This is a genomic window from Bradyrhizobium sp., from assembly GCF_035935975.1.
Classification (GTDB): Bacteria; Pseudomonadota; Alphaproteobacteria; order Rhizobiales; family Xanthobacteraceae; genus Bradyrhizobium.
The window spans coordinates 309,587-333,938 of the sequence record NZ_DASYWN010000055.1; the positions used below are offsets into that span (position 1 = coordinate 309,587).

Here is a 24,352-nt window from a genome sequence, read left to right on the forward strand (position 1 = left end):
CCCGGAAAAACCGAGCTTGGCCCGTCGATTGGTAAGAAATCCTGGCGCCTTACGCGAGTAAGCAAAGTTAGGCGCGCCGCGCCCGTCTCGCCTCAGAACGGGATGTCGTCGTCCATGTCGTTGTTGCGGCCACCGCCGCCGCCGGCGGCCACGGCACGACGCGGTGCGCTGCTGACCGGACCGGAGGAGCCGAAATCGCCGCCGGGCTCATCACCGAAGCTGCCGCCACCCCCGCCGCCGCGACCGTCGAGCATCGTCAGGGTCGAGTTGAAGCCCTGCAGCACGACCTCGGTCGAGTACTTCTCGACGCCGCTCTGGTCGGTCCATTTGCGGGTCTGGAGCGCGCCCTCGATGTAAACCTTGGCGCCCTTCTTCAGGTATTGCTCGGCGACCTTGCACAGCCCTTCATTGAAGATCACGACGCGATGCCACTCGGTCTTTTCCTTGCGCTCGCCGCTGTTCTTGTCGCGCCAGGTCTCCGAGGTCGCGATGCTCAAATTCGCGATCGGCCGCCCGTCCTGGGTGCGGCGGATTTCGGGATCCTTGCCGAGATTTCCAACCAGAATGACCTTGTTGACGCTTCCCGCCATCGCCGCTCTCCACTCCGAATGCCACTGAATTTCAAAAGGCCGAGCCCGCGCCGCGATGCTCTGCCGCCCCGTTGAGGCGACCCTATACGCTTGCGAGGGCAGATCAGCCCGTCACCCCTCAGGTTATCCCCACATATAGCATCGACCTCAGGTTTGTTCCAGATTTGTTCCTGCGATTACTTTCGCCCTTCGCGCCGGCGGCAGACCGGGAACATGTTGCAAAATCGCGACGCCCCCATGGAACTTTTCCGGGTTCCCGCGCGCGCAGAAAAAACCTTAACATTCATCAAGTTAGAGGCGTTTCAGATGCCTCCGAACTGTTGCATTCCGGAGACGGACTCTGCCTCCCCGCTGAGCTACGCTCGCCTTGGAATTCATACGGGCGTCGCGCCTGATCAGCCGCTTCGGGGACAACAAGAAGCGGGCTGAAACTGGGGAGACTGCGATGAATAAGATTTTGATTGGTGCAATCGGCGCAGTGGCGTTGGGCCTTTCGGCTCCCGCAAGCGCGGCAGATCTCGCTGCGCGTCCCTACACCAAGGCGCCGGCTCCGATGATCGCCACGATCTACGACTGGAGCGGTTTCTACATCGGCATCAACGGCGGCGGCGGCTCCAGCCACAAGTGCTGGGACTTCGTCACGCCCGTCACCGGCACTCTGATCGGCGAAGGTTGTCACAACGCCACCGGCGGCACGGTCGGCGGCCAGGTCGGCTATCGCTGGCAGTCGGCCAATTGGGTGTTCGGCCTCGAGGGCCAGGGCAACTGGGCCGATTTCTCCGGCGACAATGTCAGCACGAGCGGCGCCGGCCTTCGCGACCGGTCCAAGATCAACGCGTTCGGCTTGTTCACCGGTCAGGTCGGCTACGCCTGGAACAACGTGCTGGTCTACGTGAAGGGCGGCGGCGCGGTCGTGAATGACCGCTACCGGAGCTACGACGTCGTCACCGGCCTCGAGTTCGACCGGTCCAACGAGACCCGCTGGGGCGGCACCGTGGGCGCCGGCGTCGAATTCGGATTCGCGCCGAACTGGACGGTCGGCTTCGAATACGATCACCTCTTCCTCGGCAGCCGCACCATCGGCTTCACCAGTTCTGGCAACTTCCTGTTCGCCCCGCTCGGCGCCGCCACACGCTCCGAGCGCATCAGCCAGGACGCCGATATCGGGCTGGTCCGCGTGAACTATCGCTGGGGCGGCCCGGCCATCTCGATGTACTGATATCTCTTTGATATCATTTACAGATCAAAGGCCGGCCTCGCGCCGGCCTTTTTGCTGGGCGTTCCCAGCTCGGCACAATTGGTCAGTGATTATTACGTTTTGTGACTGTTGTGGCTTTTTGGGTACACAACTTGCGGCTTTGCTGGTGTAAGCACGACATCAGTTGGACCACGACGTCCGATCCTGCTTCCGACGCACGGAAGTCAAAATAGAAACTGGGACTGGGATTTGTTGAATATGAAGAAGATTTTCTTGGCTTCGGCCTGTCTGCTCGCTCTCACCGGCGCCGCTTCGGCTGCCGACCTGGCGGCTCGCCCCTACACCAAGGCGCCGGTGGCCGTGGCTTCGGTCTACAACTGGACCGGCTTCTACCTCGGTATCGTCGGTGGCGGCGCCTGGCAGAACGCCAGCGACATCAAGATGAAGGGTGGCTTTGTCGGCGGCACCGCCGGCTACAATTGGCAGACCGGCAATGTCGTGTTCGGTGTCGAGGCTGACGGCGCTTGGGCTGACGCCAGCGACACGGCGTTCGGCGGCCTCGTGAAGTCGAAGACCGACGCAATGGGTACCGTGCGCGGCCGCATCGGCTACGCCGTGAACAACGTCCTGTTCTACGGCACCGGCGGTTATGCTTGGGTCGACAACAAGATCACCCTCCTCGGCCTTGTTAGCGACAGCAAGTGGCACTCCGGCTGGACCGTCGGTGCGGGCGTCGAAGCCTTCTTCGCTCCGCAGTGGTCGGTCAAGGGCGAGTACCTCTATCGCAGCCTTGGCGGCGAGACCTACTTCTCGGGCATTGCCCCTCTGACGACCGGAACGCTCGAGTACCACACCGTGCAGGTCGGCGTGAACTATCACTTCGGCGGCCCGATCGTCGCGAAGTACTGAGCTTCGTCTCACGACCGACGTCACATCGTCACATCGTCACGAAAGGCCGGCCTCGCGCCGGCCTTTTTGTTTTCGCGGGACACTGCGCCGAGCCGTCAAGGAATCGTGGGGCACAAATCGCCCGCGCGAATTGGCTTGATGAGTTTGGGACGTGACATGAAAACCTGGGCGCCGGCCGCAGTCGGCCTGTTCGCACTCGGCGCGGTTGTGCCCGCCGGTGCCGCTGATCTTCCACTCTACAAGGCGCCGGTGGCGCCGATCGCCGTCTACGACTGGAGCGGCGTCTATGCCGGCATCAATGGCGGCGGCGGTTGGGCCCATGCCTGCTGGGCGGTGACCAGCGCGATTGGCGTCGCGGTCGATCCGGCGCTCGGCGAAGGCTGCCACAATGCCGGCGGCGGCACCGTCGGCGGACAGCTCGGCTATCGCTGGCAGAAGTCGCACTGGGTGTTCGGCCTCGAGGGCCAGGGCAACTGGGCCGACTTCAAAGGCAGCAATGTCAGCCTGGTGCTGGCACCACTGTCCAACCAGACCAGGATCGACAGCTTCGGACTGCTCACCGGTCAGATGGGCTATGCCGTCAACAGCCTGTTGCTTTACGGCAAGGCCGGCGCGGCCGTGGCCCACGACAAATACGACCAGTTCGTTCTGGGCGCCGTGCCGAGGTTCAACAGCGTCAACCAGACTCGCTGGGGCTACGCCATCGGCATCGGCATGGAATGGAGCTTTGCCGACAATTGGTCAGTCGGTGGCGAGTACAACCACGTCTTCCTCGGCCATCACAGCTCAGACTTCGCCACCCCCGATGGCCTGGGCGCGCACACCGAGCGGATCGGCCAGGACATCGACATGGGCCTGATCCGCATCAATTACCGCTGGGGCAACCCGGTCGTCGCGAAATACTGAGCAAGAAAACTGAAGCACGCGTTTGTCGCAGGATCCTCCAAGTCCTGACTCCAAGTCCTGATCGGTGCGGATCGCCCCCAACTCCGCATCCAACCGCGAACGAAGGGCCGGCCTCGCGCCGGCCCTTCGCGTTTTGCTCGCCTTTTCCCCACCTGTTCCGCGCCCTCTGCTGCCAGATGCCGCCAGTGCGCCAACAAACCGTTGACGATTCGCATCTCCCACTGGAAATCCGCCTCCGTTCTTCCTACGTTCGCTCGCATACCCATTGGCGCCGATCCCGGTTCCGGGCAAAGCGCGCCTTTACGTCGGCGCGATCGTGCACCTTTGGGATTCCTTGAGGGCAACTCGGATGGATGAAGTGATCAAGGCGAAGCGCCAACAGCAGAACGCGGGCTCGAGCCTGCGCGCAATTACGATCCGTGGCGCGCGCGAGCACAACCTCAAGAACATCGACGTCGAGATTCCCCGCGACAAGCTGGTGGTGTTCACCGGCCTTTCCGGCTCCGGCAAATCCTCGCTCGCCTTCGACACCATCTACGCGGAAGGCCAGCGCCGCTACGTCGAGTCGCTGTCGGCTTATGCGCGCCAGTTCCTGGAGATGATGCAGAAGCCTGATGTCGACCAGATCGACGGCCTCTCGCCGGCGATCTCGATCGAGCAGAAGACGACCTCGAAGAACCCGCGCTCGACCGTCGGCACCGTCACCGAGATCTACGACTACATGCGCCTGCTCTGGGCGCGCGTCGGCGTGCCCTATTCGCCCGCCACCGGCCTTCCGATCGAGAGCCAGACCGTCTCGCAGATGGTCGATCGCGTGCTGGCGCTGCCTGAGGGCACTCGCCTCTATCTGCTCGCCCCCGTCGTGCGCGGCCGCAAGGGCGAATATCGGAAAGAACTCGCCGAATGGCTCAAGAAGGGCTTTCAGCGCGTCAAGATCGACGGCACCTTCTACGAGCTCGCGGAAGCACCGACGCTCGACAAGAAATTCCCGCATGACATCGACGTCGTCGTCGACCGCATCGTGGTGCGCGCCGATATCGGCCAGCGCCTCGCCGAAAGCTTCGAGACCGCGCTGAAGCTCGCCGAGGGCCTCGCCGTGGTCGAGTTCGCCGACGCGCCGGCGACGGCGCCCGCGGAAGAGAAAGAGAAGAAGAAGACCGCAAAAATCCACGACAAGAGCGGGCCCGAGCGCATCCTGTTCTCGGAAAAGTTCGCCTGTCCGGTGTCCGGCTTCACCATCCCCGAGGTCGAGCCGCGCCTGTTCTCGTTCAACAACCCCTACGGCGCCTGCCCGGCCTGCGGCGGTCTCGGCGTCGAGCAGCATGTCGACGAAGACCTCGTCATTCCCGACAAGGAGCTCGCGATCGGCAAGGGCGCGATCGCGCCCTGGGCCAAGTCGTCGTCGCCCTATTACACCCAGACGCTGACGGCGCTCGGCAAGCACTACAAGTTCACGCTGACCACCAAATGGAAGGATCTGCCGAAGAAGACGCAGAACGCGATCCTTCACGGCTCCGGCGAGGACGAGATCAAGTTCTCCTACGAGGACGGGGTCCGCTCCTACGACACCAAGAAGCCGTTCGAGGGCGTCATCACCAACATCAACCGCCGCTACCGCGAGACCGAGAGCGAATGGGCGCGCGAGGAGCTGGCCAAGTATTTCCACGACGTGCCCTGCGAGGCCTGCAAGGGCTTTCGGCTCAAGCCCGAGGCGCTCTGCGTCAAGGTCGGCACCAAGCATATCGGCGAGATCTCGGAGCTGTCGGTCAGGAAGGCCGGCGAATGGTTCGAGACCGTGCCCGACGCGCTGAACGCACAGCAGAACGAGATCGCCGGCCGGATCCTGAAGGAGATCCGCGAGCGCCTCACCTTCCTGCTCGACGTCGGCCTCAACTACCTCACGCTGTCGCGCTCCTCCGGCACCCTGTCCGGCGGCGAGAGCCAGCGCATTCGCCTGGCCTCGCAGATCGGCTCGGGCCTGACGGGTGTGCTCTACGTGCTGGACGAGCCCTCGATCGGCCTGCACCAGCGCGACAACGCCCGCCTGCTCGACACCCTTAAGAGACTGCGCGACCTCGGCAACACCGTGATCGTGGTCGAGCATGACGAGGACGCCATTCTGCTCGCCGACTACGTGCTCGACATCGGCCCCGGCGCCGGCATGCATGGCGGCAACATCATCGCCGAAGGCACACCCGCCGAGATCATGCGCAACCCGAAATCGCTGACCGGCAAATATCTCACCGGCGAGCTCGAGGTCGAGGTGCCGGAACGGCGTCCGCCGAACCATCGCCGCACCATCAAGGTGGTCAACGCGCGCGGCAATAACCTCAAGAACGTCACGGCGGAAATTCCGCTCGGCCTGTTCACGGCCGTCACCGGCGTCTCCGGCGGCGGCAAGTCGACGCTGCTGATCGACACGCTCTACAAGGCCATCGCGCGCAAGCTGAACGGCGCCAGCGAAGGCGCAGCCCCGCATGATCGCATCGAGGGCCTGGAGCATATCGACAAGATCATCGACATCGACCAGTCGCCGATCGGCCGTACCCCGCGCTCGAATCCGGCGACCTATACCGGCGCCTTCACGCCGATCCGCGAGTGGTTCGCCGGCCTGCCCGAAGCCAAGGCGCGCGGCTATGAGCCCGGCCGCTTCTCCTTCAACGTCAAGGGCGGCCGCTGCGAGGCGTGCCAGGGCGACGGCGTCATCAAGATCGAGATGCACTTCCTGCCCGATGTCTACGTCACCTGCGACGTCTGCAAGGGCAAGCGCTACAACCGCGAGACGCTGGAGGTCCTGTTCAAGGGCAAGAGCATCGCCGACGTGCTCGACATGACCGTCGAGGAAGCCGCCGAGTTCTTCAAGGCGGTGCCGCGCGTACGCGAGACTTTTCAGACGCTGCACCGCGTCGGGCTCGATTACATTCACGTCGGCCAGCAGGCGACAACTCTCTCGGGCGGTGAGGCGCAACGCGTCAAGCTGGCAAAGGAGCTGTCGAAGCGCGCCACCGGCCGCACGCTCTACATCCTGGACGAGCCCACCACCGGCCTGCATTTCCACGACGTCAAGAAGCTGCTGGAAGTGCTGCACGAGCTGGTCGCGCAGGGCAACACGGTGGTCGTCATCGAGCACAATCTCGAAGTCATCAAGACCGCCGACTGGGTCATCGACCTCGGCCCCGAAGGCGGCGACGGCGGCGGCGAGATCGTCGCCTGGGGCCCACCCGAGGACATCGCGAAAGCGCCGCGGAGCTACACGGGCAAGTTCCTGGAGCCGGTGCTGAAGAAGGCAAGGAAGCCGAAGCGGCGGAGCACGAGCGAGGCGGCTGAGTAGCAGCGTTAAACCGAAGTCGTAGGGCGGATTTGCGCAGCGTAATCCGCCACTGCTCTTCTCGTGAGGTGGGTGGCCACGCTTCGTTGTTCACGCCCGACGCAGGATCCGGGAAAGGACCGACATGTCCGCAGGACTCGTCCAAACCTACCGCGCCTTCGCCCATAACAATGCCTGGGCGAACCATCGCCTGCTCACCGCCTGCGCCGCGCTGTCCCAGCCGGAATTCGACGCCCACCGCAGCGGCTTCTTTCCAAGCCTGCAGCGCACCCTGAACCACACCTACATCATCGACCTCTTCTACATCGACGCGCTCGAGGGCGGCTGGCTCGGACCGGCGGCCTGGAAGAACGAAGTGCCCTTTCCTTCTCTTGCCGCGCTGAAGCCCGCGCAAGCCGCGATGGACATGCGCCTGATTGCCATCTGCGATGCACTGACGCCCGCGCGGCTCGATGACGTCGTGAAGATCAACCGCGACACGCGCGTGCAGACCGAGCGGTGCGACCGGCTGCTCATGCATCTGTTCCAGCACCAGATCCATCATCGCGGACAGGCCCACGCCATGCTGTCCGAAACGAGCGTCGCGCCGCCGCAGCTCGACGAGTTCTTCGCGGAAGGCGAAGCGCCGCTCCGGGCTGCCGAATTCGCCGAGCTGGGCTGGACCGAGGAGACGGTGTGGAAATCGTAGCGGCGGTGCTGCAGCCAGGAAGCCGAAGCGGCGGAGTGAGTTAGCCCTTTTTGAATCGAAGCAGCCAAGATATGCGGTCGCGGAAAGCGACCGGAAATGCGACGCAAAGTGGACGATCTGACCTCAACCCTTTGCCAGCCGCGCTGGCCAGTATCGCGATGTAGGTACTTGAACTTGCGACGTCGTCAATTAGCGGCACGTCTGCATGGTCGAGAAAGACCGGCCCCTTAGGAAGCCAAGACAGATCGCACAAGCACTCTTCGAGTGCATCCCAATTCCCACCGAAATAATCCGGAAAATTAAGCTCCCGCGCGATGTGAGCAAGAAGCGCCGCCTTATCGGGAATGCCGGATGGGACGCGGGTAGCCACGCCATCCTGCTCTCGAAACGAAAAGGGCAGCTCGTTCACAGTTCAGTCGGCCGCGAAAGCCTGGGCTGCCCGAATATCATCTGGCGTGAGCCGGGGATGCTCCGAGAGGATGGCCTCGATGGTCATGCCTGCGCCCAGCTCGCGCAGCACCAATTCGACCGGCACGCGCGTCCCGCGGATGACAGGCTTGCCGTCCATGATCGCCGGGTTGATTTCAATCCGCTCGTGACGCATGGCTATCCTCGAATTCTATCGAACATAGCACGCCACGCCTCGCTTGTCAGCGGACTCGAAACTCTCCTCCATGCCCTACGCCCTCGCCATCTTCGACCTCGACGGCACGCTGGCCGACAGCTTTCCGTGGTTCCTGCGCACCATCAATGACGTCGCCGACCGCTTCGGCTTTCGCCGCGTTCGGGATGAGGACGTTGAGGCGCTGCGACATGCCTCGACGCGGGAGATCCTTTCCCGGCTCGAGGTGCCCTTGTGGAAGCTGCCGGCGATCGCGCGGCATGCGCGGCGGTTGAAGGGCGAGGCGGCGGCGGAGATTTCGCTGTTTGCCGGCGTCGAGACGATGCTTCGGACGCTATCGCAAAGCGGCGTACAGCTCGCGCTGGTGACCTCCGACAGCGAGGCCAATGCGCGCGAGAAGCTTGGCGAGGCCGCCGCGCTGTTCTCGCATTTCGACTGTTCGGCATCGGTGTTCGGCAAGCCCGCGAAATTCCGCCGGGTGATCCGGCGCGCGGGCGTCGCGCCGGACAACGTCATCGCGATCGGCGATGAGGTCCGCGACATCGAGGCGGCGCGCGCGGTGGGGATTGCGTGCGGCGCGGTGTGCTGGGGCTATGCGGCACCGGCGGCGCTGCGGGCGCTGAGGCCCGACTACGTGTTTGAGCGCATGGAGGCGATTACAGCCACTCTGTGTCCCGATGCCGTAGCCCGGATGAGCGAAGCGATATCCGGGAACGCCGGTGGATGAGGACGGCGCGCTCCCGCATGTCGCTTCGCTCATGCGGGCTACCGCCCCCTACTCCGTCCTCCGCAAAAACGCGCCGAACGCGCGCGGGCCGTCGCCGGTCTTGACCTCGCCGATCACCTTCAGCTCGGCTGCGTCGATGATATCGAGCGTGTTGCTCTCCCAGCAGGCGACGATGACGCGCTTGCCGTCGGCGGTGGCATTGATGCCTTCGGGATAATCGCCGACATTGATGCGCCTGACCGGCTTGAGCGTCGCAAGGTCGAACACGCTGACCGTGCCGCCATATTGGTCGGTGACGAAGCCGCGCCCTTGCGCCAGCGCCACCGCATAGGGACGCATCCCCACGGGCACGCGGCCGATCTCGGTGCCCGCGGCGATGTCGATCACGGAGACGTCGTTGGAGCCGACATTGGCGGTGTAGGCGCGCTTGCCGTCGGCATCGATGGTGACGCCGAACGGCCGGGTGCCGACCTTGATCACCGCCTTGCGCTGGCGCGTCGCGGTGTCCACCACCGAGACGCTGTCGTCGTCGCGGTCCGCCGAGAGCAGCAGCCTGCCGTCGGGCGTCACCGCAAGCCCCGATGGCGAGGCGCCGACCGCGATGCTGGCGGTGACGCTGCGGCTCGCCGTGTCGATCACCCGCACCGCCGCCGCATACCAGTCCGCGACATAGACCGTCTTGCCGTCGGGCGCCACCGCAATGCCGAGCGGCCCGCCGCCGACCTCGATGCGGCCGGCGACCTGGCGCGTCGCCGCGTCCACCACCGTCACCGCCTTGGCATCGGGGCTCGTCACATAGGCAAAGCGCCCGTCTGCGCTCAACGCGACGCCCGCCGGCTTGCCGCCGATCGGGATGGTCGCAACGCCGCGCGCGGAGGCGAGATCCACGACCATCAGATCGTCGCTGAGCTGGTTGGTGACGAACGCCTCCTCGGCGAACGCGCAGCCGACACTCGCACCGCAAAGGCTGGCGGCGAGCGCCGCCAGGACCAGCGCGCGCACGGTCAGCTTCCGCTCTCGAGCTTCTTCTTGAGCGCCTCGAGCCCGGTCTTGTAGAGCCCGCTCACCGCCGTCTTGGCCGCCTCGTCGCTCAGCTCCGGCGGCGGATCGTTGTTGGGAAAGCCGCGGTAGAACGCGCCGGCCCATTCCAGCGTCGAGCCCTTGCCGTCGGCGCTCGGCGTCACCGTCAAGGTCGAGGAATAATTGGTGACCGGCAGCACCTTCACGTCCACATTGGTGATCCGATAGGAATAGGTCATCGCGGCCGCGTCGAACTTGTAGAGCTCCTCGTCTACGGTCGCACCGCCGGTCAGGGTCAGCTTCCGCGTCGCCCCGATCTCGTTACCCTTCTCGCCCTCGGTCTTGGAGACAGGCGGCAGCCAGCTCATGTCCTGGAAATTGCCGATCGCCGCCCACACCTTGGCGGGCGCTGCGTTGATCTCGATGGATTCCCGCACCTTCTGCCGGGTCGGCCCGTGGGCCCGGACCGGCTCGAAACCAGCCGTCAAGGCCATCCCCACCATCGCCAGCGCCGCCACTCCGGCGATCGCCGTACCGATCGTCATCCTCATCTCGTTTCCTCGCTCTTGGATCTGCGCGACTTGAGGCGCGCTGAGGTCATGGTAGCGCATTTTTCGACCATGGCGAGACCGGTTCGCGGCGCCGCTGTGGCGGACCGCGCCGCCTCCACACCATCCCTTGCGTTGCCCGTCGGGCAAAACACACGAGATCAGGGGCAATATATCGGGAGCGAAATAATTCGCTTTACGCGAATTCGGAATTATCGCATGTTACGGACATCCCAGCCCGGTCCGAGGGGCGTATCGCGATCGTCACGACACGCGGGGTGGGACGTGGTGGACGCGGGCAGCGCCGGCGCGATGGTGGTTTGCAGGGCGGCTCGCGCCGTGAGCAACACCCCGCGCGCATACGACCGGTGCAGCCCAGCGTACGGCAAAATCGTGTGGTCCTGGCGCCCGGGGTCTGTGCGCCAAGTCTTGTCGTGATGTGCCCTGCCCAACCGGGCGCGCATATCAGCGATCGGCGAGGCGACGGGGGCAATAGTGCATCGCTCCCCGGGGAGAGCGCGACATAAGCCGTCAAACCACTGCGCAGGGAAGGCCGGATGTTTGGCTTCACCTGTATGCCGCTGTGCAGTTTTGTTGCCACCTTTCGCACAGTGGACCGTGGGTGCCCGGCCGGCACCCGGTCTTCCCTGCGCCCTCGGCACTTTCGAGGGCGGCGAATGCCGCAAAACTCGGGTCGGATGGGCCGCGAGAATGCGAAAGCGTGCGCGATTGGGATAAGGATGCGAGATGAATTCCACTCCCGTGCCCCGGACGTAGCGCAGCGCCTCTTCGGCGGTGCGCTGCAGAGCCGGGGCCCATGCGTCAGCGACCCCTGCAACTTCTTGGGTCCCGGCTCTGCGCCGCACCGCTACGCGCTGCAGCGCGTCCGGGACACGAGAGAAGCGAATGCCGCAGCTCAACAGCCGTCATTGCGAGCGCAGCGACTTGTCCGCCGAAGCCTTTGGCGAAGGCGGAAGCAATCCAGAATCCCTCTGCGGAAAGACTCTGGATTGCTTCGTCGCTGCGCTCCTCGCAATGACGGCGGAGAGAGTGAGCCTGGGTTGCCCCCTCGCCTACTCCCCCAGCGACGGGTCGAGCCAGACCCGTCTCAGGTAAGGCGCCAACAGGGTGATCGTTCGGCTGCTCCTTCGGCTCATCCCCGGCTTCCAACCCCATTCCGACCCACCCCAACGGGAACATATCAGGAACACAATCCTCGCGAAAGCTGCATCTGAGAAACATTTAGAAATAGACAGAAATAAACACGGCAAACGTTACTGGGCTCGAACTAACACTTGAGATTGTAGGCCGGAAACGCCCCGAGAAGACGTAGGACAGTCTGCCGGCATGAGGCCGGCTCCCACCTCGCGACCCCGGCAATGATTGACGGACGTCCGGGACACTAAAGCCGCGAGGAATGCGCGATGGTCACAACCTATTTCAGCTACAGCTACATCACGCGCAATCTCAAGCAGTCGCTGACGCGGGTCGGGCAGCAAACGGACGTGGCGCGCGAGGCCGCCTATTACAAGGCCAACATCGGCAAAGTGAAGACCGTCGACGATCTGATGAAGGATTATCGCCTTTATCATTACGCCACGAAGGCCTATGGCCTGGAAGACATGGCCTACGCCAAGGCCTTCATGAAGAAGGTGCTGGAGAGCGACCTCAACGACTCCAACAGCTTCGTCAACAAGCTGGTGGACAAGCGCTACCGGGAATTTGCCGCGGCATTCTCCTTCAAAGGCGGCACAACGCCGGTTGCGCAATCGGACAACCAGACCGACGACACGATCGGCCTGTACACGGCGACCAAGCAGAAGCAGGTCGATGCACTCGCCGACGACTCCGCATATTACAGCGCCAAAATCGGCAGCATCACCAGCGCGGACCAGTTGCTGAACGACGACCGTCTTCGCAACTATGTCTATTCGGCATTCGAGATCGATGAGAGTAAGTGGCCCCGCGACACGATCAGTCAGGTCCTGCGCAGCGATCCATCCGATCCGACCAGCTACGTCAGCACCAATTTCACGTCTCAGTTGAGCGGCCTCAACGCCCAGCTCACCCAGGCCAAGTCGGATGCGGCTGCCGCCACTCAGAAGATTGCGGACTACAAGGCTCAACTAACGCAGCCGGGCGCCGATGTGACCCAGTTGAAGGTCCAGATCCTGGTCGAGCAATATCACCTCGATACATCCAACAGCACCGTATCCGGCCTCAACGACCAGATCGCGACGATTGGCAACTTCGTTGATCTGGCTGGCGCGTTCGAGTTTTCGCCGGATGGGTCGCTTCCGGCAGGCGTGTCCGCGCAGACCGCTGCAAATATCACGGCCACGAAAGACAGGTTCGACGACAGCAAGTCCGCCGTCTATGCGGCGGCAAGCCCGCTGAGCGAAGCTCTGGCCATCAAGCTGTTCCGGAACGCCATCCCCACTGTCAAGTCGCTCCAGGCGTTCGTATCGACACCGAGCGTGTATGATTTTGCGCTGGGCGCCGTCGGCCTCGATCCCAAGGGGGTCTCGCAGGACACCATCAAGGCCGTCCTCGAAAGCGACGTCAACGACCCCAAGAGCTTCGTCTATACCCTCAAGGACGACCGGTATGTCCAGCTCGCGCGCGCCTTCAATTTCGATGCAAAAGGCAATCTGACGACCCCCCTGGTGGCTCAGGACTCCGCTCAGGTCCTCCAGATTGCGCAGGCCTACGTCATTGCAGCGATAAAAGACGCGAGCCCTCAAGAGCAAAAGGCGATTCGGGCACAGGCCCAAAAGGACGCGACGGCCTATCAGGAAGCCATCGCCGGCATCGACAGCGTTTCCGATCTGCTTAAAAACCGCAAGATGGTCGATTTTGTTCTCGTCGCCAAGGGCCTGGATCCCAAAAAGGTCAGCGACGAGTTTCTCAAGAAGATCTTCGCCTCCGACCTCAGCAATCCCAGGAGCTTTGCGAACTCGCAGAGCGATTCTCGCTTTGCTGATATCGTGGCGTCGTTCAATTTCGACAGCAAGGGCAACGTCGCACGCCTGCCGATGATGGGTCCGCAGAAAGGGGATCAATTCCGGGAAACGCAGGCGAACTATCTCCAGCAAAGCCTGGAGCAGCAGCAGGGGGATACGAACCCGGGCGTCCGGCTGGCGCTCTATTTCCAGCGCAAGGCGGGCGAGATCACCTCCGCATACGACATCCTCGCCGACAAGGCTCTTTCGGAGGTGTTCAGGACCACCTTCAATTTACCTGACTCGATGGCGGCAATGCCGATCGATCAGCAGGCCAAGTTCGTGGACAAATTCATGAAGATCAAGGATCTCTCCGATCCCACGAAGGTTGCAAAGCTGTTGAACCGCTTCACCGCAATGTATGACGTCAAGAACAGCCAGACCACCGGACAGGGGCAATCTCCCTTGCTCGATCTGTTTCAGGGATCAAGCTCAGGGTTCAGTGAATCCACCTTCCTGGCTATCGCCAAGCTGGGTTCCAGCTCGCGATGATCTAGCCTAATACCTCGAGCACCAGCTCCATGGTCATCAAGACAGGGTTGTCGCCACGGATCAGACGGCCCTCGGCAATGCCGCCGGTGTAATCGATCAGCGCAACGTCGAGCGCGGCTTCCAGCGCGCCGGACGCACCGGGCGTGATCGTGCCCGCCGTGATCGCGAGTTCAGTCGCGAACGGCTCTGTCACGCCGCCATGGGTGAAGCGCGCGCCGATGGTCGAGCCGACGCCGCCGTGAATTTTTGCGCGCGCGATACCGTGGGCGCGGCAGAACTCTTCGAGGCAGCCGGCAAAATCCTGATTGGGCCGCAGCCGCAGCGCGAAGGCACGGCTCGTCGTGCGGGCGGGCGTGCTCGCGGTCGCGACCGGGCCGAACAGCTTGAAATTGGTCTCGGAGTCAGGCTCGGCGAGGAACGTCGCGCCGTCGATGCCGAAGGCTTCGACCGCGAACGGCTCGGCGACGATGGTCTCGTCCGGCATCATGTGGCCGCCGCCCGCCTTGCCGTCGGCCTCGGTCCAAAGTCCGTGGCAATGAAAGAACGGCGCGCCGTCGCGGCTGCCGAGCGTCATGCTGCCGAGCCTGGTGTGCGTCACGCCTCTGGGCCGATACGTGTCGCTGTAGAACGCGGCGTTCTCGCCGGTCTTCGACAGCGCCGGCATCACATAGGCGAACGGCCCGAGCGCGCCGCGACCGAAATTCAGGACGCCGCCCGCAAAGCCCTCCGCCGCAAAGCCGCGCCGCGCGGCTTCCAGCAACGGCAGGCCTGGTTCGAGCGTGAACGCGAAGGCACGCCCCCTCGCCTCGACCCACTGGATGCGTTCGGCGATAGCTGCGCCCGGCTGCTTGATGGTCCGCATCGCCGACGCTCAGCCTGTCTTCGTCTGGTCGAGATCGAGCAGCCCGCGCGCCTCGAGCTCGTCGCGCACCATCCGTTTCGGCACCTTGCCATAGCCGGATTTCGGCAGCGCCTCCCAGAAGAAGAACCGCTTCGGCATCTTGTAGCGCGGCACCTTCGGCGAAAGGAACGCCGCCATTTCGGCCTCGCTCACCGGCTTCTCACCCTCGCGCGGGACGCAGACGGCGACGCCGACCTCGCCCCAGGTCGCATCGGGCACGCCGAGCACGGCGACCTCGCCGACCGCGGGATGGGTCAGGATCTTCTCCTCGATCTCGCGCGGATAGATGTTGGAGCCGCCGGAGATGTACATGTCGGAGGCGCGGCCGGTGATGTAGACGAACCCCTCCTCGTCCATGTGACCGAGATCGCCGGTGCGGAACCAGCCGTTGCGGAACGCCTTCGCATTGGCCTCGGGGTTGTCGTAATAGCCGGCGAGCACCGCAGGCCCGATCACGCAGATCTCGCCGCTCTGGTTCGCCTTGAGCTCGCGGCCCTCGTCATCCTGGATCGAGACCTGCATCGCGGTGCGCTCGAAGCCGCAGGTGCCGATCCGGGCATGCGGACTGTCCTCGGCGTCGTGCAGCGCCGCCGGCAGCACCGTGATGTTGCCGGTGACCTCGCCCAGACCAAAATACTGCACGATGACCTTGCCGAGCTTCTTCAGCGCGGTCTTCTGGTCCTCGCGATACATCGGCGCGCCGGCATAGATCACATGGCGCAGCGAGGAATGATCGTATTTGTCGACGGCGGGATGCTCGACCATCATCTTCAGGATCGTGGGCACGGTGAAGAGGTTGCTGACCCGGTGCCGCTCGATCAGGCGGAACGCCTCGTCGATGTCGAATTTTTCGGTCGGCAGCAGCACGGTGCAAACGCCGCGCGCGGTCTGCACCAGTTGATGCACGCCGGCGCCATGCGACAGCGGCGCCACCACCAGCGAGGCATCCGCTTCGCTCACGCCGGGCGTGAGGTCGGCGAGATGATTGGTGACGACAAAACCCATCTGGCCATGGGTCAGCACCGCAGCCTTGGAACGGCCGGTGGTCCCAGAGGTGAAGAAGAACCAGCAGGGATCGTCGTGCTCGACGGCGACGTTCTCGACCACCGCTCCCGCCTGCGAGGCGATGGCGTCGGCCACCGAACGCTCGCCGAACGCAGCCTTGCCGTCGAGGCTCCAGGTGAATTCCAGCGCCCCGCCGGTCACGGCAGCGGCATGCTCGGGAAAATCGACATGGCACAGAAACGCTTTCGCACCGGAGGCCTGCGCAAGATAGGTCACCTCGTCCGGCATCAGGCGGAAATTGGTGGGCACCCAGACCGCGCCGAGCCGGAACGCGGCGAACATCGAAAAGAACATCTCGTCGCCATTCTTCGAATGAACGAGGATACGATCGCCCTTGGCGATGCCGCGCGCGGCGAGCGCTGCGGCCAGCGCCGAGACCTGCGCGTCGATCTGGCTCCAGGTCCAGGATTTGTCACCCCAGACGAAGCCGGGACGCGCCCCATGCCGCCGCGCATTCTGGGTCAGCATGTAAGCGAGATTCATGACGCGGCGGGACATGCGCAGGGGCGGCATCGGGCTTCCTCTTCGGGTGCGGACGACGCGCTCGCCGCCCACTCGTTGAAGCCCATTTATCGCCTTCACCGGCGCCCCCGCAAGGCCGCCGGGCGCGCACCAGATCTACGGCTGCTTGAACGCGAACGGCGTCGCCGTGATGGCCTTCTCCTTGAAACAGGCCTGCGCACCAAAGCCGCCGCAATAGCTGCCATGCAGATCGAAACGGATGGTGCGCGCGGCCCCGCGCTTCATCGGCGGCGCCAGGATCTCGTAGCTGCGGACATAGCCGTCGAACACGGGGCGCACATGGCCATCCGGCAGCGTCACCAGGATGGTCACGACGCAGCCGCCGGTTCCGCAATAGGTCGTCTCGCGCTCGCCGCATTTGGTGTCGCGGAAATCGACGATGTAGTCGTCGCGGCCATCGCCGGTCAGGTCGATCTTGCGCACCGTATCAGGCGCGAAGGTCACCGCGCCGCCGCCCTGGCTCTCGCATTCCTCGTTGGCGTAGCGCACGGCTTGCTGCACGCCGGGCGGATAGTCGGCTGGATTGAACGGCTTTGCATCATCGGCGCGCGCAGCGGAGGCGATGAGAACAAGCATGAGGACCAGAGTGCGCATGGGCGTTTGTCGCCGGCGCCGCCGCGATCGTTCAGGGAATTTTAAACATGATCGGCGCAACCTCGCGCAGTTCTCGCGTACAGAGTGCCGCATCATGGTCAAAGCGCCCGCCTTCCTCCTGTTGTCGCTGGCGCTCGGTGGATGCGCCGTGGCTCCACAAGCCCACCTCGCCTCCGACCCAGCCTTCAAGCCGGCGCGCTACGCCTGGGATGGCGCCGGCGAGGATCCCAATCAGCCACGTTCCGCGCCATCGCGCACAACGCGCGCCGCTGCCAATTCCGAGCGCAGCAGGTCGCAGGCGGGGCTTCAGCCCTATTCGAAGGAATGGTGGCAGGCGCAGGACGGCATCGAGGCCGAACAGGACGCCAAGGTCAATCGCTCCCTCGTCATCTGCCAGGGCTGCCTTCCCCAACAGCCGCAGCCGGAAGATTCCAGGCTCGCCAAGGCAACCGATTGAACCGCGAGCGATTGAACCGAACGGCCGCTCCATCGGTCTACAGAGATACGCGCTGACGTGGGCCAGACCGGCCTGCGCGCACGTGCCATCATCTCAGGGACATTTCATGCTCACCCGTCGAAGCTTCGTCGCCGCCTCTCTGCTTGCCGGCATCTCTCCCGCATGGGCGGAGACCCCTGCCCCAAGCGATCCCGTCGCCATCCTGACCGCGGTCTACACCCGCGCCGCCAAAGGCAAGGGCGACGGCGGCGCCGCCTTCGTCATCGAGAACAAGGCGGCGAAAGCCAAATATCTGTCGAAGTCGCTGGTCGCATTGTGGGCCAAGGCGGATGCGCATACGCCGAAGGGCGACGTCGGTCCGGTCGATTTCGATCCGGTCACCAACTCGCAGGAACCGGACGTGAAATCATTCAAGGTTGACGCCGAGAAGATGGAGGCCGACAAGGCGACGATCGCGGTGACCATCACCGGCCACCGCAACGATCGGAAGCCCGCCGACCTGATCGTGCGTTACGACTTCGTGCGCGAGGCCGGCAGCTGGCGGATCGACGACATCAAGGGCGCCTCCGACGGCGAAGCCTTGTCGATCCGCAAGATGCTGACGGACTCGCTGAAAAGCTGACCGGAGACGACATGAGCGACGTCATCGACAACAAGGCCCATCACCGTTTTGAACTCGAGGTGGAGGGTCATCTGGCGACCGAGCATTACAAGCGCGAGGGCAACGTCATCACCTTCGTGCACACCGATGTGCCGAAAGAGCTCGGCGGCAAGGGCGTCGGCTCAAAGCTGGTGCAAGGCGCACTCGACCAGGTCCGCGCCGCTGGATTGGAGCTGGTCCCGGAGTGCCCGTTCGTGAAGGCGTGGATCGAGAAGCATCCGGAGTATCAGGACCTGGTGAAGAAATAGACCGTGAAGGCCCACCGGTCATTCGTGCAGTGGGCCCGCCGATATCTGCCGCCTATCGCCCATGCTTGAGCATGTCCTCGTCACTTATCCCCCAGTCCTGCCAGAGCTGAAGCACTCCAAGCAGCACAACCGCGGCGCCGAGGCCCGTGTGATAGACGCGGAGAAAGCCTGCGCCGGAGTAGCCGAGGACGTAAGGCGAGACGACGAGCCACAGCCCGGCCAGGAGCGTGATCACCTCTTGCCAGCGTTGCAGTGCCACATATTCGAGCTGGCTGAGGCCAAATACGATGAATCCGATCGCGACCGCATTCAGGATGAGCGTCTGATCTCCGGCCGTCACCGCCTCCTCATAGATGGGAAACCAGGGCGACACGACGATCAGCGCGCCGAGCAGCATGCCGCACCAGTCCTCCCATGTTCGGTGAGTATTCAAGAAACCAAAGTCCGACATCGTAACCTCCTATAAGCAAGAGGCATACGTCGGCGGCTGGCATTCACGACTTCCGAATCTCGGGCGACCTGCCGGCCGCATTCGGGCGTATGTCTGATCAAGGACGTGGGAACCACAGCGAAAGCTGCAAGGGTAACGGGGAGGAATCTTTGGTGTTACAGCGCCCCCAGCTTCTGAAGCGCGTCGCGCGCGCTCTCTAGCCCCGGCTTCAATTCCAGCGCCTTGCGAAGATCGGCGATCGCGCCCGGCTTGTCACCGAGCCGCAGCTTCGCCTGCCCGCGATTGTTCCACGAGAACACATCGGAGGGATCGTATTGCAGCGCCTTGTCGTAGTCGGCAAGACCGCCCTTGTTGTCGCCCTGGTAGAGCCGGATCATGCCGCGATTGCGCCAGCCGCGCGCGTCGGTCGGCGCGAGGCGGATCGCCTCGCCATAGTCGGCAGCAGCGCGGTCGAGCTGCTCGCTGTCACGATAGACGTTGCCGCGGTCGATATAGGCGATCAGATCCGGCGCGAGCTTGATGCGCATGCTGAAGTCGGCCAGCGCATGCGTGGTGTCGTGCTTGCGGGCGTAGACGTAGCCGCGGTTGGCATAGGCGGTGGCGGATTTGGGATTGCGCTTGATCGCGGCGTCGAAATCGGCGACGGCGCCGTCCAGATCACCCTTGTTATAGCGGGACTCGCCGCGATTGCTGTAGGCCAGCGCCATCGACGGATCGAGCTTGATGGCCTGGTCGTAATCGGCGATGGCGCGATCGTAGTCGCGCTTGAAACTGTAGACGCGGCCGCGGTTGTTGTAGGCGCAGGCATAGTCGGGATCGAGCCTGATCGCCTCGTCGAGATCGGACAGCGCGGCATCGAGGTCGCGCTTCTCGGTGAGGCCATGGCCGCGGTTGCAATAGGCACCGGCGAGCCGCTTGCCACTCTCGCTTTTCGTATCGATCACGGTCGAGCAGGCCTTGACCCGTTCGTCCGGCGTGGCAGTCAGCCCCACGCAGGTCTCCCAGGCTGGCCCGCCTTCGGCCGCAGCCGCGACCGGCGCGGTCGTGGCCAATACAGCGAGCAGCGCCATGAGGCTGAGCTGGACACGCATTTTCGAGATATCTCCCCTGCGACGACCTTCCTTGGTCGCACCTTGGCAAGGGCCGGTTCAGGCGCCTAGATCAGGGCAGACGCAGCGCTTCGGAAGGATTTTGCATGGCGGCATCGGTACGCGACAACAAGGACAAGGGCCGCTTCGAGCTCGATATCGGCAGCGAGATCGCCTTCGCCAATTACCGCCTGACACCGTCAGCCGTGATCATCACTCACACCGAGACGCCGCGCGCGCTGCGCGGCCGCGGCATCGCCTCCGAGCTGGTGAAGGGCGCGCTCGACCTGATCCGCCGCGACGGCAGGAAGGTGATCGCCGGCTGCGGCTTCGTCGTCGACTATCTGGAGCGGCATCCGGAAGATGCCGATCTGATCGCCTGAAAGCAAAAGGGCCCGCGAGATCGCGGGCCCCCTGGCAACGACCGATCAGTCGGTCAGTGCTTGATCTCCGGCGGCAGCTTGCCGCCATTGGCGGCGAGCTTGGACATCACCTGCTTGTGCAGCCAGACGTTCATGCTCGCGGAGTCGTTCGTGTCGCCGCTGTAGCCGAGCTCCTTGGCGAGATCCTTGCGCGCGGCAAGGCTCGAGTCGATGTCGAGCGCCTTCATGAGGTCGACGATCGAGGTGCGCCACTCCAGCTTCTCGCCCTTGTGCGCGGCCACGGCCGCGTCGACGATTGCGGCAACGTCCACGTTCGCTGCGGGCGCGGCAGCCGGCGCCGATCCACCCGGCGCGGCGCTTGCGGGCGCGCTGCCCGACGGTGCGCTGCCGGCGGGTGCGCTGCCAGCGGGTGCGGCGGAAGCCGGATGGCTGCCGAAGATCGCGCCCATGATTTTCCCGAAAATGCTCATGTCTGCTCCCCGAAATGGATCCGTTGGAAGGGCCTTGAGTGGCACTTATAGACGAAGTTACTGCGTAGCGCCCGCGAAGTTCCTGCGAGCGAGCAAGCAGCATCAGCTTATCTGCGGCGAAATGACGACCGAATGACACATTCGAGGTTGCACTGCGGCATCGAATCTCACCCACGCGTGAGGGACAGGACTCGGAAATAGGCGTACGCTTTACGTTCCGTTCGCGATGCCTTCCGGAATTCGCGTCTGGTCGGGATCGTGATCACTCAAGAAAAGCGGCCGCTTGCGCCGTCGCCGGCGCCAGATTCGGCTGCATGGCGAGGGAGCTAGCGACCATGGCCACACTCTACCAGGGCAATGTCCCCACGATGGCCCAGCCCGCGAATGCGGCTGGACCTGTCATCCGAACCATCCAACTGTCCGACCTGCACGACGCGCTCCGGCGCGGCTGGGAGGATTTCAAGGCGGTGCCGAGCCACGCTATCGTCCTCTGCGTGATCTACCCGGTGCTGGGCCTCGTGCTCGCCCGCGTGGTGATGGGCTATTCGGTGCTTCCGCTGCTGTTTCCGCTGGCCGCGGGCTTCGCGCTGATCGGGCCCTTCGCGGCGCTCGGTCTCTACGAGCTCTCCAGCCGGCGCGAGCGCTATGAGGAAGCCAGCGCCTGGGACGCCATGGAGGTGCTCCGCTCACCCTCGTTCGGCGCGATGCTCGGCCTCGGCACGCTGCTGCTCGCGCTGTTCGTGACCTGGGTCGCGACCGCGCAGGCGATCTATGTTGCCGCGTTCGGCTACGAGGGCGTCTCCGGGATCTCGGATTTCCTGACGCGCGTGCTGACAACCCAGCAAGGCTGGTGGCTGATCGTGGTCGGCTGCGGCACGGGCTTCCTGTTCGCGCTCGCCGCGCTCTGCATCAGCGCCGTGTCGTTCCCCTTGATGCTCGACCGCCATGCCGGCGCGTTCGAGGCGATGGTGACGTCGCTGCGCGTCGTCGCGAAAAACCCGGTGCCGATGGCGGCCTGGGGCGTGATCGTCGCGGTGCTGCTGGCGCTGGGCACGATCCCGGCCTTCCTTGGCCTTGCCGTCGTCATCCCCCTGCTCGGCCACGCCACCTGGCACCTCTACCGCAAGGTGATCGTGTCGGAGCCCGGTGCACGGCCGGTGCCGCCCCCGCCGCAGCGTCCGCGCAAGCCGGCCGCCGACTTCCCCGCCAACCTGTTCCCATGGCGAAATCGGACGGACGCCTGACGATATCGTGACATGCGATCCTGCCCGGGCACGACTCGGGCAGGATCGCGCACTGTCAAACGCCTTGCTTTGGCCGCGGTTACAACCGAGATTACACACGCTGGTCAGATCACTTCACGGAATCCATTTCATCTGATGACCCCGACGATTTCTCGTCTCGCTCTCGCAGCCTTCGCCCTCTCCGCATCCATCCTGTCCGCGCAGCCAGCGCTCGCCGCTGTGGCCTGCGGCTCGGGCAATTTCGACGCCTGGCTTACGGATTTCAAAACCGACGCCGCAGCCAAGGGCATCTCGCAGCAGGCTATCACCGCCGGGCTTGCCGGTGTGACGCTCGACCAGAGCGTGCTCAACCGTGACAAGTCGCAAAAGGTCTTCACCCAGACCTTTGAAGAGTTTTCCGGCCGCATGGTGCCGCCGCGGATGACGCGCGGCTCCAACATGATGAAGCAGTACGGCTCGGTGCTCTCCCGCATCGAGCAGACCTACGGCGTGCCCGGCGAGGTGCTGGTCGCGATCTGGGGTCTGGAGACCGATTTCGGCGTCAACACCGGCAAGTTCGCCACCATCCGATCGCTGGCGACGCTGGCCTATGACTGCCGGCGTTCCGAGCAGTTTCGCGCTGAGCTCCTTGATGCGCTGCGCATCGTCCAGCGCGGCGATCTTGCGCCCGGCGACATGAAAGGCGCCTGGGCCGGCGAGCTCGGCCAGACCCAGTTCATGCCGTCATCCTGGATGAAATACGCCGTCGATTTCGACGGCAACGGCAAGCGCGATCTCCTGCACAACGCCCCCGACGTGCTCGCCTCCACCGCCAACTACCTCGCCGGCTATGGCTGGCAGAAGGGCAAGGATTGGCAGCCGGGCAGTCCGAACTTCGCGGTGCTCCAGCAGTGGAACAAGAGCGAAGTCTATTCCAAGACCGTGGCCTATTTCGCCACCCAGCTCGCACACGCCCCGTAGATTTCGCGCCACAAACGCATAGGGCCGATCGCCCGGCGACCGGCCCTCTCTTGGTCGCGTTGACCTACCCGTTTACTTGCCCATGGTGGCGTGCATCGCCTTGTTCAGATGCGTTCCGCACGCACCCATTTTGCCGTTGAGCAGAGAGTCCTGAGCCGCAGCGATCTCCTTCTGCGCGACGAACTTGCTGTCGCCGTCGGCCATGTTCTCGATCGCGGTCTCCGTCTTCTCCAGGTTCGCCCCGCTGCAGCCGCCCATGGCGGCGTGCTTGGCGGCCTGGGCCGGCGCAACGGCGAATGCGACGGCGGCAATTGCGATAACCCCGAGTAACTTCGTCATGATGTTACTTTCCTTCTCTTGTTCTTGGGCCAGAACCAGCGACATTGCCGGAATCTGCGGAACAACTCTTCCCCGGTCGCGGCAACATGTCGCAATAAATTCCCCGCGAGAATTGCGTGATGTTGCGCATCGCGCAGAGCCGCATGCAGAAATTCTGATTTTCATTACAGTTTTGTAATCAGGGAGTTGCACGCTTGGCGTGTGTGCAGCGCACCAATGGCTGCGGGCACTCGATCGGGCAAGAAGCGATATTTGGTAGGGCCTCAAGCCGTTACGACCGAATCCAGCTCCCCGCGCTAGCCGATCGTTCCAGCTCTCAAATTCGGTTGAGTGCCCAATAAAATGAATATATGTTCATTATTATAGTCCGCGAGTCATGCGATTCGCGTATGCGAGACTTGGGCTTACAAGCTGGCGCATCGCCTTGCGGGTCACGAGAACGTAACTTATTTCCAGCACCAACGGAACCGCAGGAATTGCGATAAACCCGTGATTTCACGGACTTTTATTGCACCTGTCGGAGGCATCCGCCCAGCTCTTGGGCGGGACTGCCAACAGGTTAAGCGCTCCTTACCGATGCCATGCGCTACCCGCTTAGCTGCATCGCAACATCGGAACTTTCGCACTGCACCACTCTCACCTATATTCATTTCAACGATGACGCCCGGGCAAGGGCTGAATCGAACTACAGGAGACTACCAATGCTGCTCTCGCTCATCCGCATGATCCAGGCTTTCCGGGACTATCAGCGCAATGTTGCCGAGCTGTCCCAGCTCAGCGATCGCGAACTGGCCGACATCGGCCTCGATCGCTCGGACATCCCGCGCGTTGCCGCCGGTCAGTATCAGGGCTGATATCGTTCAGCCCTAACCGGACGAACCGATAGCGCCCGCCTCGTGCGGGCGTTGTCGTTTCTGATGGCAGAAAACTCGATCTCGG

26 protein-coding genes are annotated in these 24,352 nt (G+C 63.8%); 14 read left to right on the forward strand and 12 right to left on the reverse strand.

The window, feature by feature from the left end:
* Positions 1–92: 92 nt before the first annotated feature.
* A complete protein-coding gene (locus tag VGR99_RS35080) occupies positions 93–590 on the reverse strand; it encodes a single-stranded DNA-binding protein (protein WP_326904523.1) in 498 nt (165 codons plus the stop codon).
* A gap of 445 nt (positions 591–1,035) precedes the next feature.
* Here VGR99_RS35080 and VGR99_RS35085 point away from each other — a divergent pair, with 445 nt between their 5' ends.
* From VGR99_RS35085 to VGR99_RS35105, 5 genes are all read left to right on the forward strand, one after another.
* A complete protein-coding gene (locus tag VGR99_RS35085) occupies positions 1,036–1,809 on the forward strand; it encodes an outer membrane protein (RefSeq protein WP_326904524.1) in 774 nt (257 codons plus the stop codon).
* A 237-nt stretch (positions 1,810–2,046) separates the two neighbouring features.
* Positions 2,047–2,697, forward strand: a complete 651-nt coding sequence (locus VGR99_RS35090; RefSeq protein ID WP_326904525.1) for an outer membrane protein — start codon at positions 2,047–2,049, stop codon at positions 2,695–2,697.
* Positions 2,698–2,853: 156 nt separating this feature from the next.
* A complete protein-coding gene (locus tag VGR99_RS35095; protein WP_326904526.1) occupies positions 2,854–3,603 on the forward strand; it encodes an outer membrane protein in 750 nt (249 codons plus the stop codon).
* A gap of 349 nt (positions 3,604–3,952) precedes the next feature.
* On the forward strand, positions 3,953–6,934 hold the full coding sequence (uvrA, locus tag VGR99_RS35100) for an excinuclease ABC subunit UvrA (RefSeq protein ID WP_326904527.1): 2,982 nt from the start codon (positions 3,953–3,955) through the stop codon (positions 6,932–6,934).
* Positions 6,935–7,055: 121 nt separating this feature from the next.
* Positions 7,056–7,619: a DinB family protein gene (locus tag VGR99_RS35105; RefSeq protein ID WP_326904528.1), complete on the forward strand. Its 564-nt coding sequence runs from the start codon at positions 7,056–7,058 to the stop codon at positions 7,617–7,619.
* Positions 7,620–7,659: 40 nt separating this feature from the next.
* Here the strand turns inward: VGR99_RS35105 and VGR99_RS35110 are convergent, their stop codons facing one another.
* Positions 7,660–8,028 (reverse strand): barstar family protein, encoded by a 369-nt coding sequence (locus tag VGR99_RS35110; RefSeq protein WP_326904529.1) that lies wholly within the window; start codon positions 8,026–8,028, stop codon positions 7,660–7,662.
* A 3-nt stretch (positions 8,029–8,031) separates the two neighbouring features.
* A complete protein-coding gene (locus VGR99_RS35115) occupies positions 8,032–8,223 on the reverse strand; it encodes a DUF433 domain-containing protein (RefSeq protein WP_326904530.1) in 192 nt (63 codons plus the stop codon).
* Between the two features lie 70 nt (positions 8,224–8,293).
* Between VGR99_RS35115 and VGR99_RS35120 the strand changes: the two genes are divergently transcribed.
* The gene (locus tag VGR99_RS35120; protein WP_326904531.1) at positions 8,294–8,968 is read left to right on the forward strand and encodes an HAD-IA family hydrolase; all 675 of its coding nucleotides are present in this window, start codon (positions 8,294–8,296) and stop codon (positions 8,966–8,968) included.
* A gap of 48 nt (positions 8,969–9,016) precedes the next feature.
* Here VGR99_RS35120 and VGR99_RS35125 read toward each other — a convergent pair whose 3' ends face one another.
* Together VGR99_RS35125 and VGR99_RS35130 are read right to left on the reverse strand one after the other, a co-directional pair.
* The gene (locus tag VGR99_RS35125; RefSeq protein ID WP_326904532.1) at positions 9,017–9,970 is read right to left on the reverse strand and encodes a cytochrome D1 domain-containing protein; all 954 of its coding nucleotides are present in this window, start codon (positions 9,968–9,970) and stop codon (positions 9,017–9,019) included.
* Positions 9,971–9,972: 2 nt separating this feature from the next.
* Positions 9,973–10,539, reverse strand: a complete 567-nt coding sequence (locus VGR99_RS35130) for an SRPBCC family protein (RefSeq protein ID WP_326904533.1) — start codon at positions 10,537–10,539, stop codon at positions 9,973–9,975.
* 1,421 nt (positions 10,540–11,960) lie between these two features.
* On the opposite strand from VGR99_RS35130, the gene VGR99_RS35135 reads away from it, so the two are divergent.
* The gene (locus VGR99_RS35135; protein WP_326904534.1) at positions 11,961–14,030 is read left to right on the forward strand and encodes a DUF1217 domain-containing protein; all 2,070 of its coding nucleotides are present in this window, start codon (positions 11,961–11,963) and stop codon (positions 14,028–14,030) included.
* A 1-nt stretch (position 14,031) separates the two neighbouring features.
* Here VGR99_RS35135 and VGR99_RS35140 read toward each other — a convergent pair whose 3' ends face one another.
* From VGR99_RS35140 to VGR99_RS35150, 3 genes are all read right to left on the reverse strand, one after another.
* A complete protein-coding gene (locus VGR99_RS35140; protein WP_326904535.1) occupies positions 14,032–14,892 on the reverse strand; it encodes a PCC domain-containing protein in 861 nt (286 codons plus the stop codon).
* 9 nt (positions 14,893–14,901) lie between these two features.
* On the reverse strand, positions 14,902–16,509 hold the full coding sequence (locus VGR99_RS35145; RefSeq protein ID WP_326904536.1) for an acyl-CoA synthetase: 1,608 nt from the start codon (positions 16,507–16,509) through the stop codon (positions 14,902–14,904).
* A 105-nt stretch (positions 16,510–16,614) separates the two neighbouring features.
* The gene (locus VGR99_RS35150; RefSeq protein WP_326904537.1) at positions 16,615–17,112 is read right to left on the reverse strand and encodes a hypothetical protein; all 498 of its coding nucleotides are present in this window, start codon (positions 17,110–17,112) and stop codon (positions 16,615–16,617) included.
* A gap of 94 nt (positions 17,113–17,206) precedes the next feature.
* Between VGR99_RS35150 and VGR99_RS35155 the strand changes: the two genes are divergently transcribed.
* The 3 genes from VGR99_RS35155 to VGR99_RS35165 all read left to right on the forward strand — a co-directional run bounded on the left by VGR99_RS35155 (position 17,207) and on the right by VGR99_RS35165 (position 18,478).
* Complete coding sequence (locus tag VGR99_RS35155; protein ID WP_326904538.1) at positions 17,207–17,569, forward strand: hypothetical protein; 363 nt, start codon at positions 17,207–17,209, stop codon at positions 17,567–17,569.
* Positions 17,570–17,675: 106 nt separating this feature from the next.
* The gene (locus VGR99_RS35160) at positions 17,676–18,191 is read left to right on the forward strand and encodes a DUF3828 domain-containing protein (protein WP_326904539.1); all 516 of its coding nucleotides are present in this window, start codon (positions 17,676–17,678) and stop codon (positions 18,189–18,191) included.
* Between the two features lie 11 nt (positions 18,192–18,202).
* Positions 18,203–18,478: a GNAT family N-acetyltransferase gene (locus tag VGR99_RS35165; protein WP_326904540.1), complete on the forward strand. Its 276-nt coding sequence runs from the start codon at positions 18,203–18,205 to the stop codon at positions 18,476–18,478.
* A gap of 52 nt (positions 18,479–18,530) precedes the next feature.
* Here VGR99_RS35165 and VGR99_RS35170 read toward each other — a convergent pair whose 3' ends face one another.
* Together VGR99_RS35170 and VGR99_RS35175 are read right to left on the reverse strand one after the other, a co-directional pair.
* Positions 18,531–18,929 (reverse strand): SPW repeat protein, encoded by a 399-nt coding sequence (locus VGR99_RS35170; RefSeq protein ID WP_326904541.1) that lies wholly within the window; start codon positions 18,927–18,929, stop codon positions 18,531–18,533.
* Between the two features lie 155 nt (positions 18,930–19,084).
* Complete coding sequence (locus VGR99_RS35175) at positions 19,085–20,020, reverse strand: tetratricopeptide repeat protein (protein ID WP_326904542.1); 936 nt, start codon at positions 20,018–20,020, stop codon at positions 19,085–19,087.
* 104 nt (positions 20,021–20,124) lie between these two features.
* Between VGR99_RS35175 and VGR99_RS35180 the strand changes: the two genes are divergently transcribed.
* Positions 20,125–20,400, forward strand: a complete 276-nt coding sequence (locus VGR99_RS35180; RefSeq protein ID WP_326904543.1) for a GNAT family N-acetyltransferase — start codon at positions 20,125–20,127, stop codon at positions 20,398–20,400.
* A 53-nt stretch (positions 20,401–20,453) separates the two neighbouring features.
* Here the strand turns inward: VGR99_RS35180 and VGR99_RS35185 are convergent, their stop codons facing one another.
* Complete coding sequence (locus VGR99_RS35185; protein ID WP_326904544.1) at positions 20,454–20,870, reverse strand: DUF3597 domain-containing protein; 417 nt, start codon at positions 20,868–20,870, stop codon at positions 20,454–20,456.
* Positions 20,871–21,205: 335 nt separating this feature from the next.
* On the opposite strand from VGR99_RS35185, the gene VGR99_RS35190 reads away from it, so the two are divergent.
* Together VGR99_RS35190 and VGR99_RS35195 are read left to right on the forward strand one after the other, a co-directional pair.
* Complete coding sequence (locus VGR99_RS35190) at positions 21,206–22,114, forward strand: DUF2189 domain-containing protein (protein WP_326904545.1); 909 nt, start codon at positions 21,206–21,208, stop codon at positions 22,112–22,114.
* A 135-nt stretch (positions 22,115–22,249) separates the two neighbouring features.
* Complete coding sequence (locus VGR99_RS35195) at positions 22,250–23,074, forward strand: lytic murein transglycosylase (RefSeq protein WP_326904546.1); 825 nt, start codon at positions 22,250–22,252, stop codon at positions 23,072–23,074.
* Positions 23,075–23,146: 72 nt separating this feature from the next.
* Here VGR99_RS35195 and VGR99_RS35200 read toward each other — a convergent pair whose 3' ends face one another.
* Positions 23,147–23,458 carry a hypothetical protein gene (locus VGR99_RS35200; protein WP_326904547.1) on the reverse strand — a complete coding sequence of 104 codons (312 nt, stop codon included), beginning with the start codon at positions 23,456–23,458 and terminating at the stop codon, positions 23,147–23,149.
* Between the two features lie 656 nt (positions 23,459–24,114).
* On the opposite strand from VGR99_RS35200, the gene VGR99_RS35205 reads away from it, so the two are divergent.
* A complete protein-coding gene (locus VGR99_RS35205; protein ID WP_007590701.1) occupies positions 24,115–24,267 on the forward strand; it encodes a DUF1127 domain-containing protein in 153 nt (50 codons plus the stop codon).
* Positions 24,268–24,352: the final 85 nt, after the last annotated feature.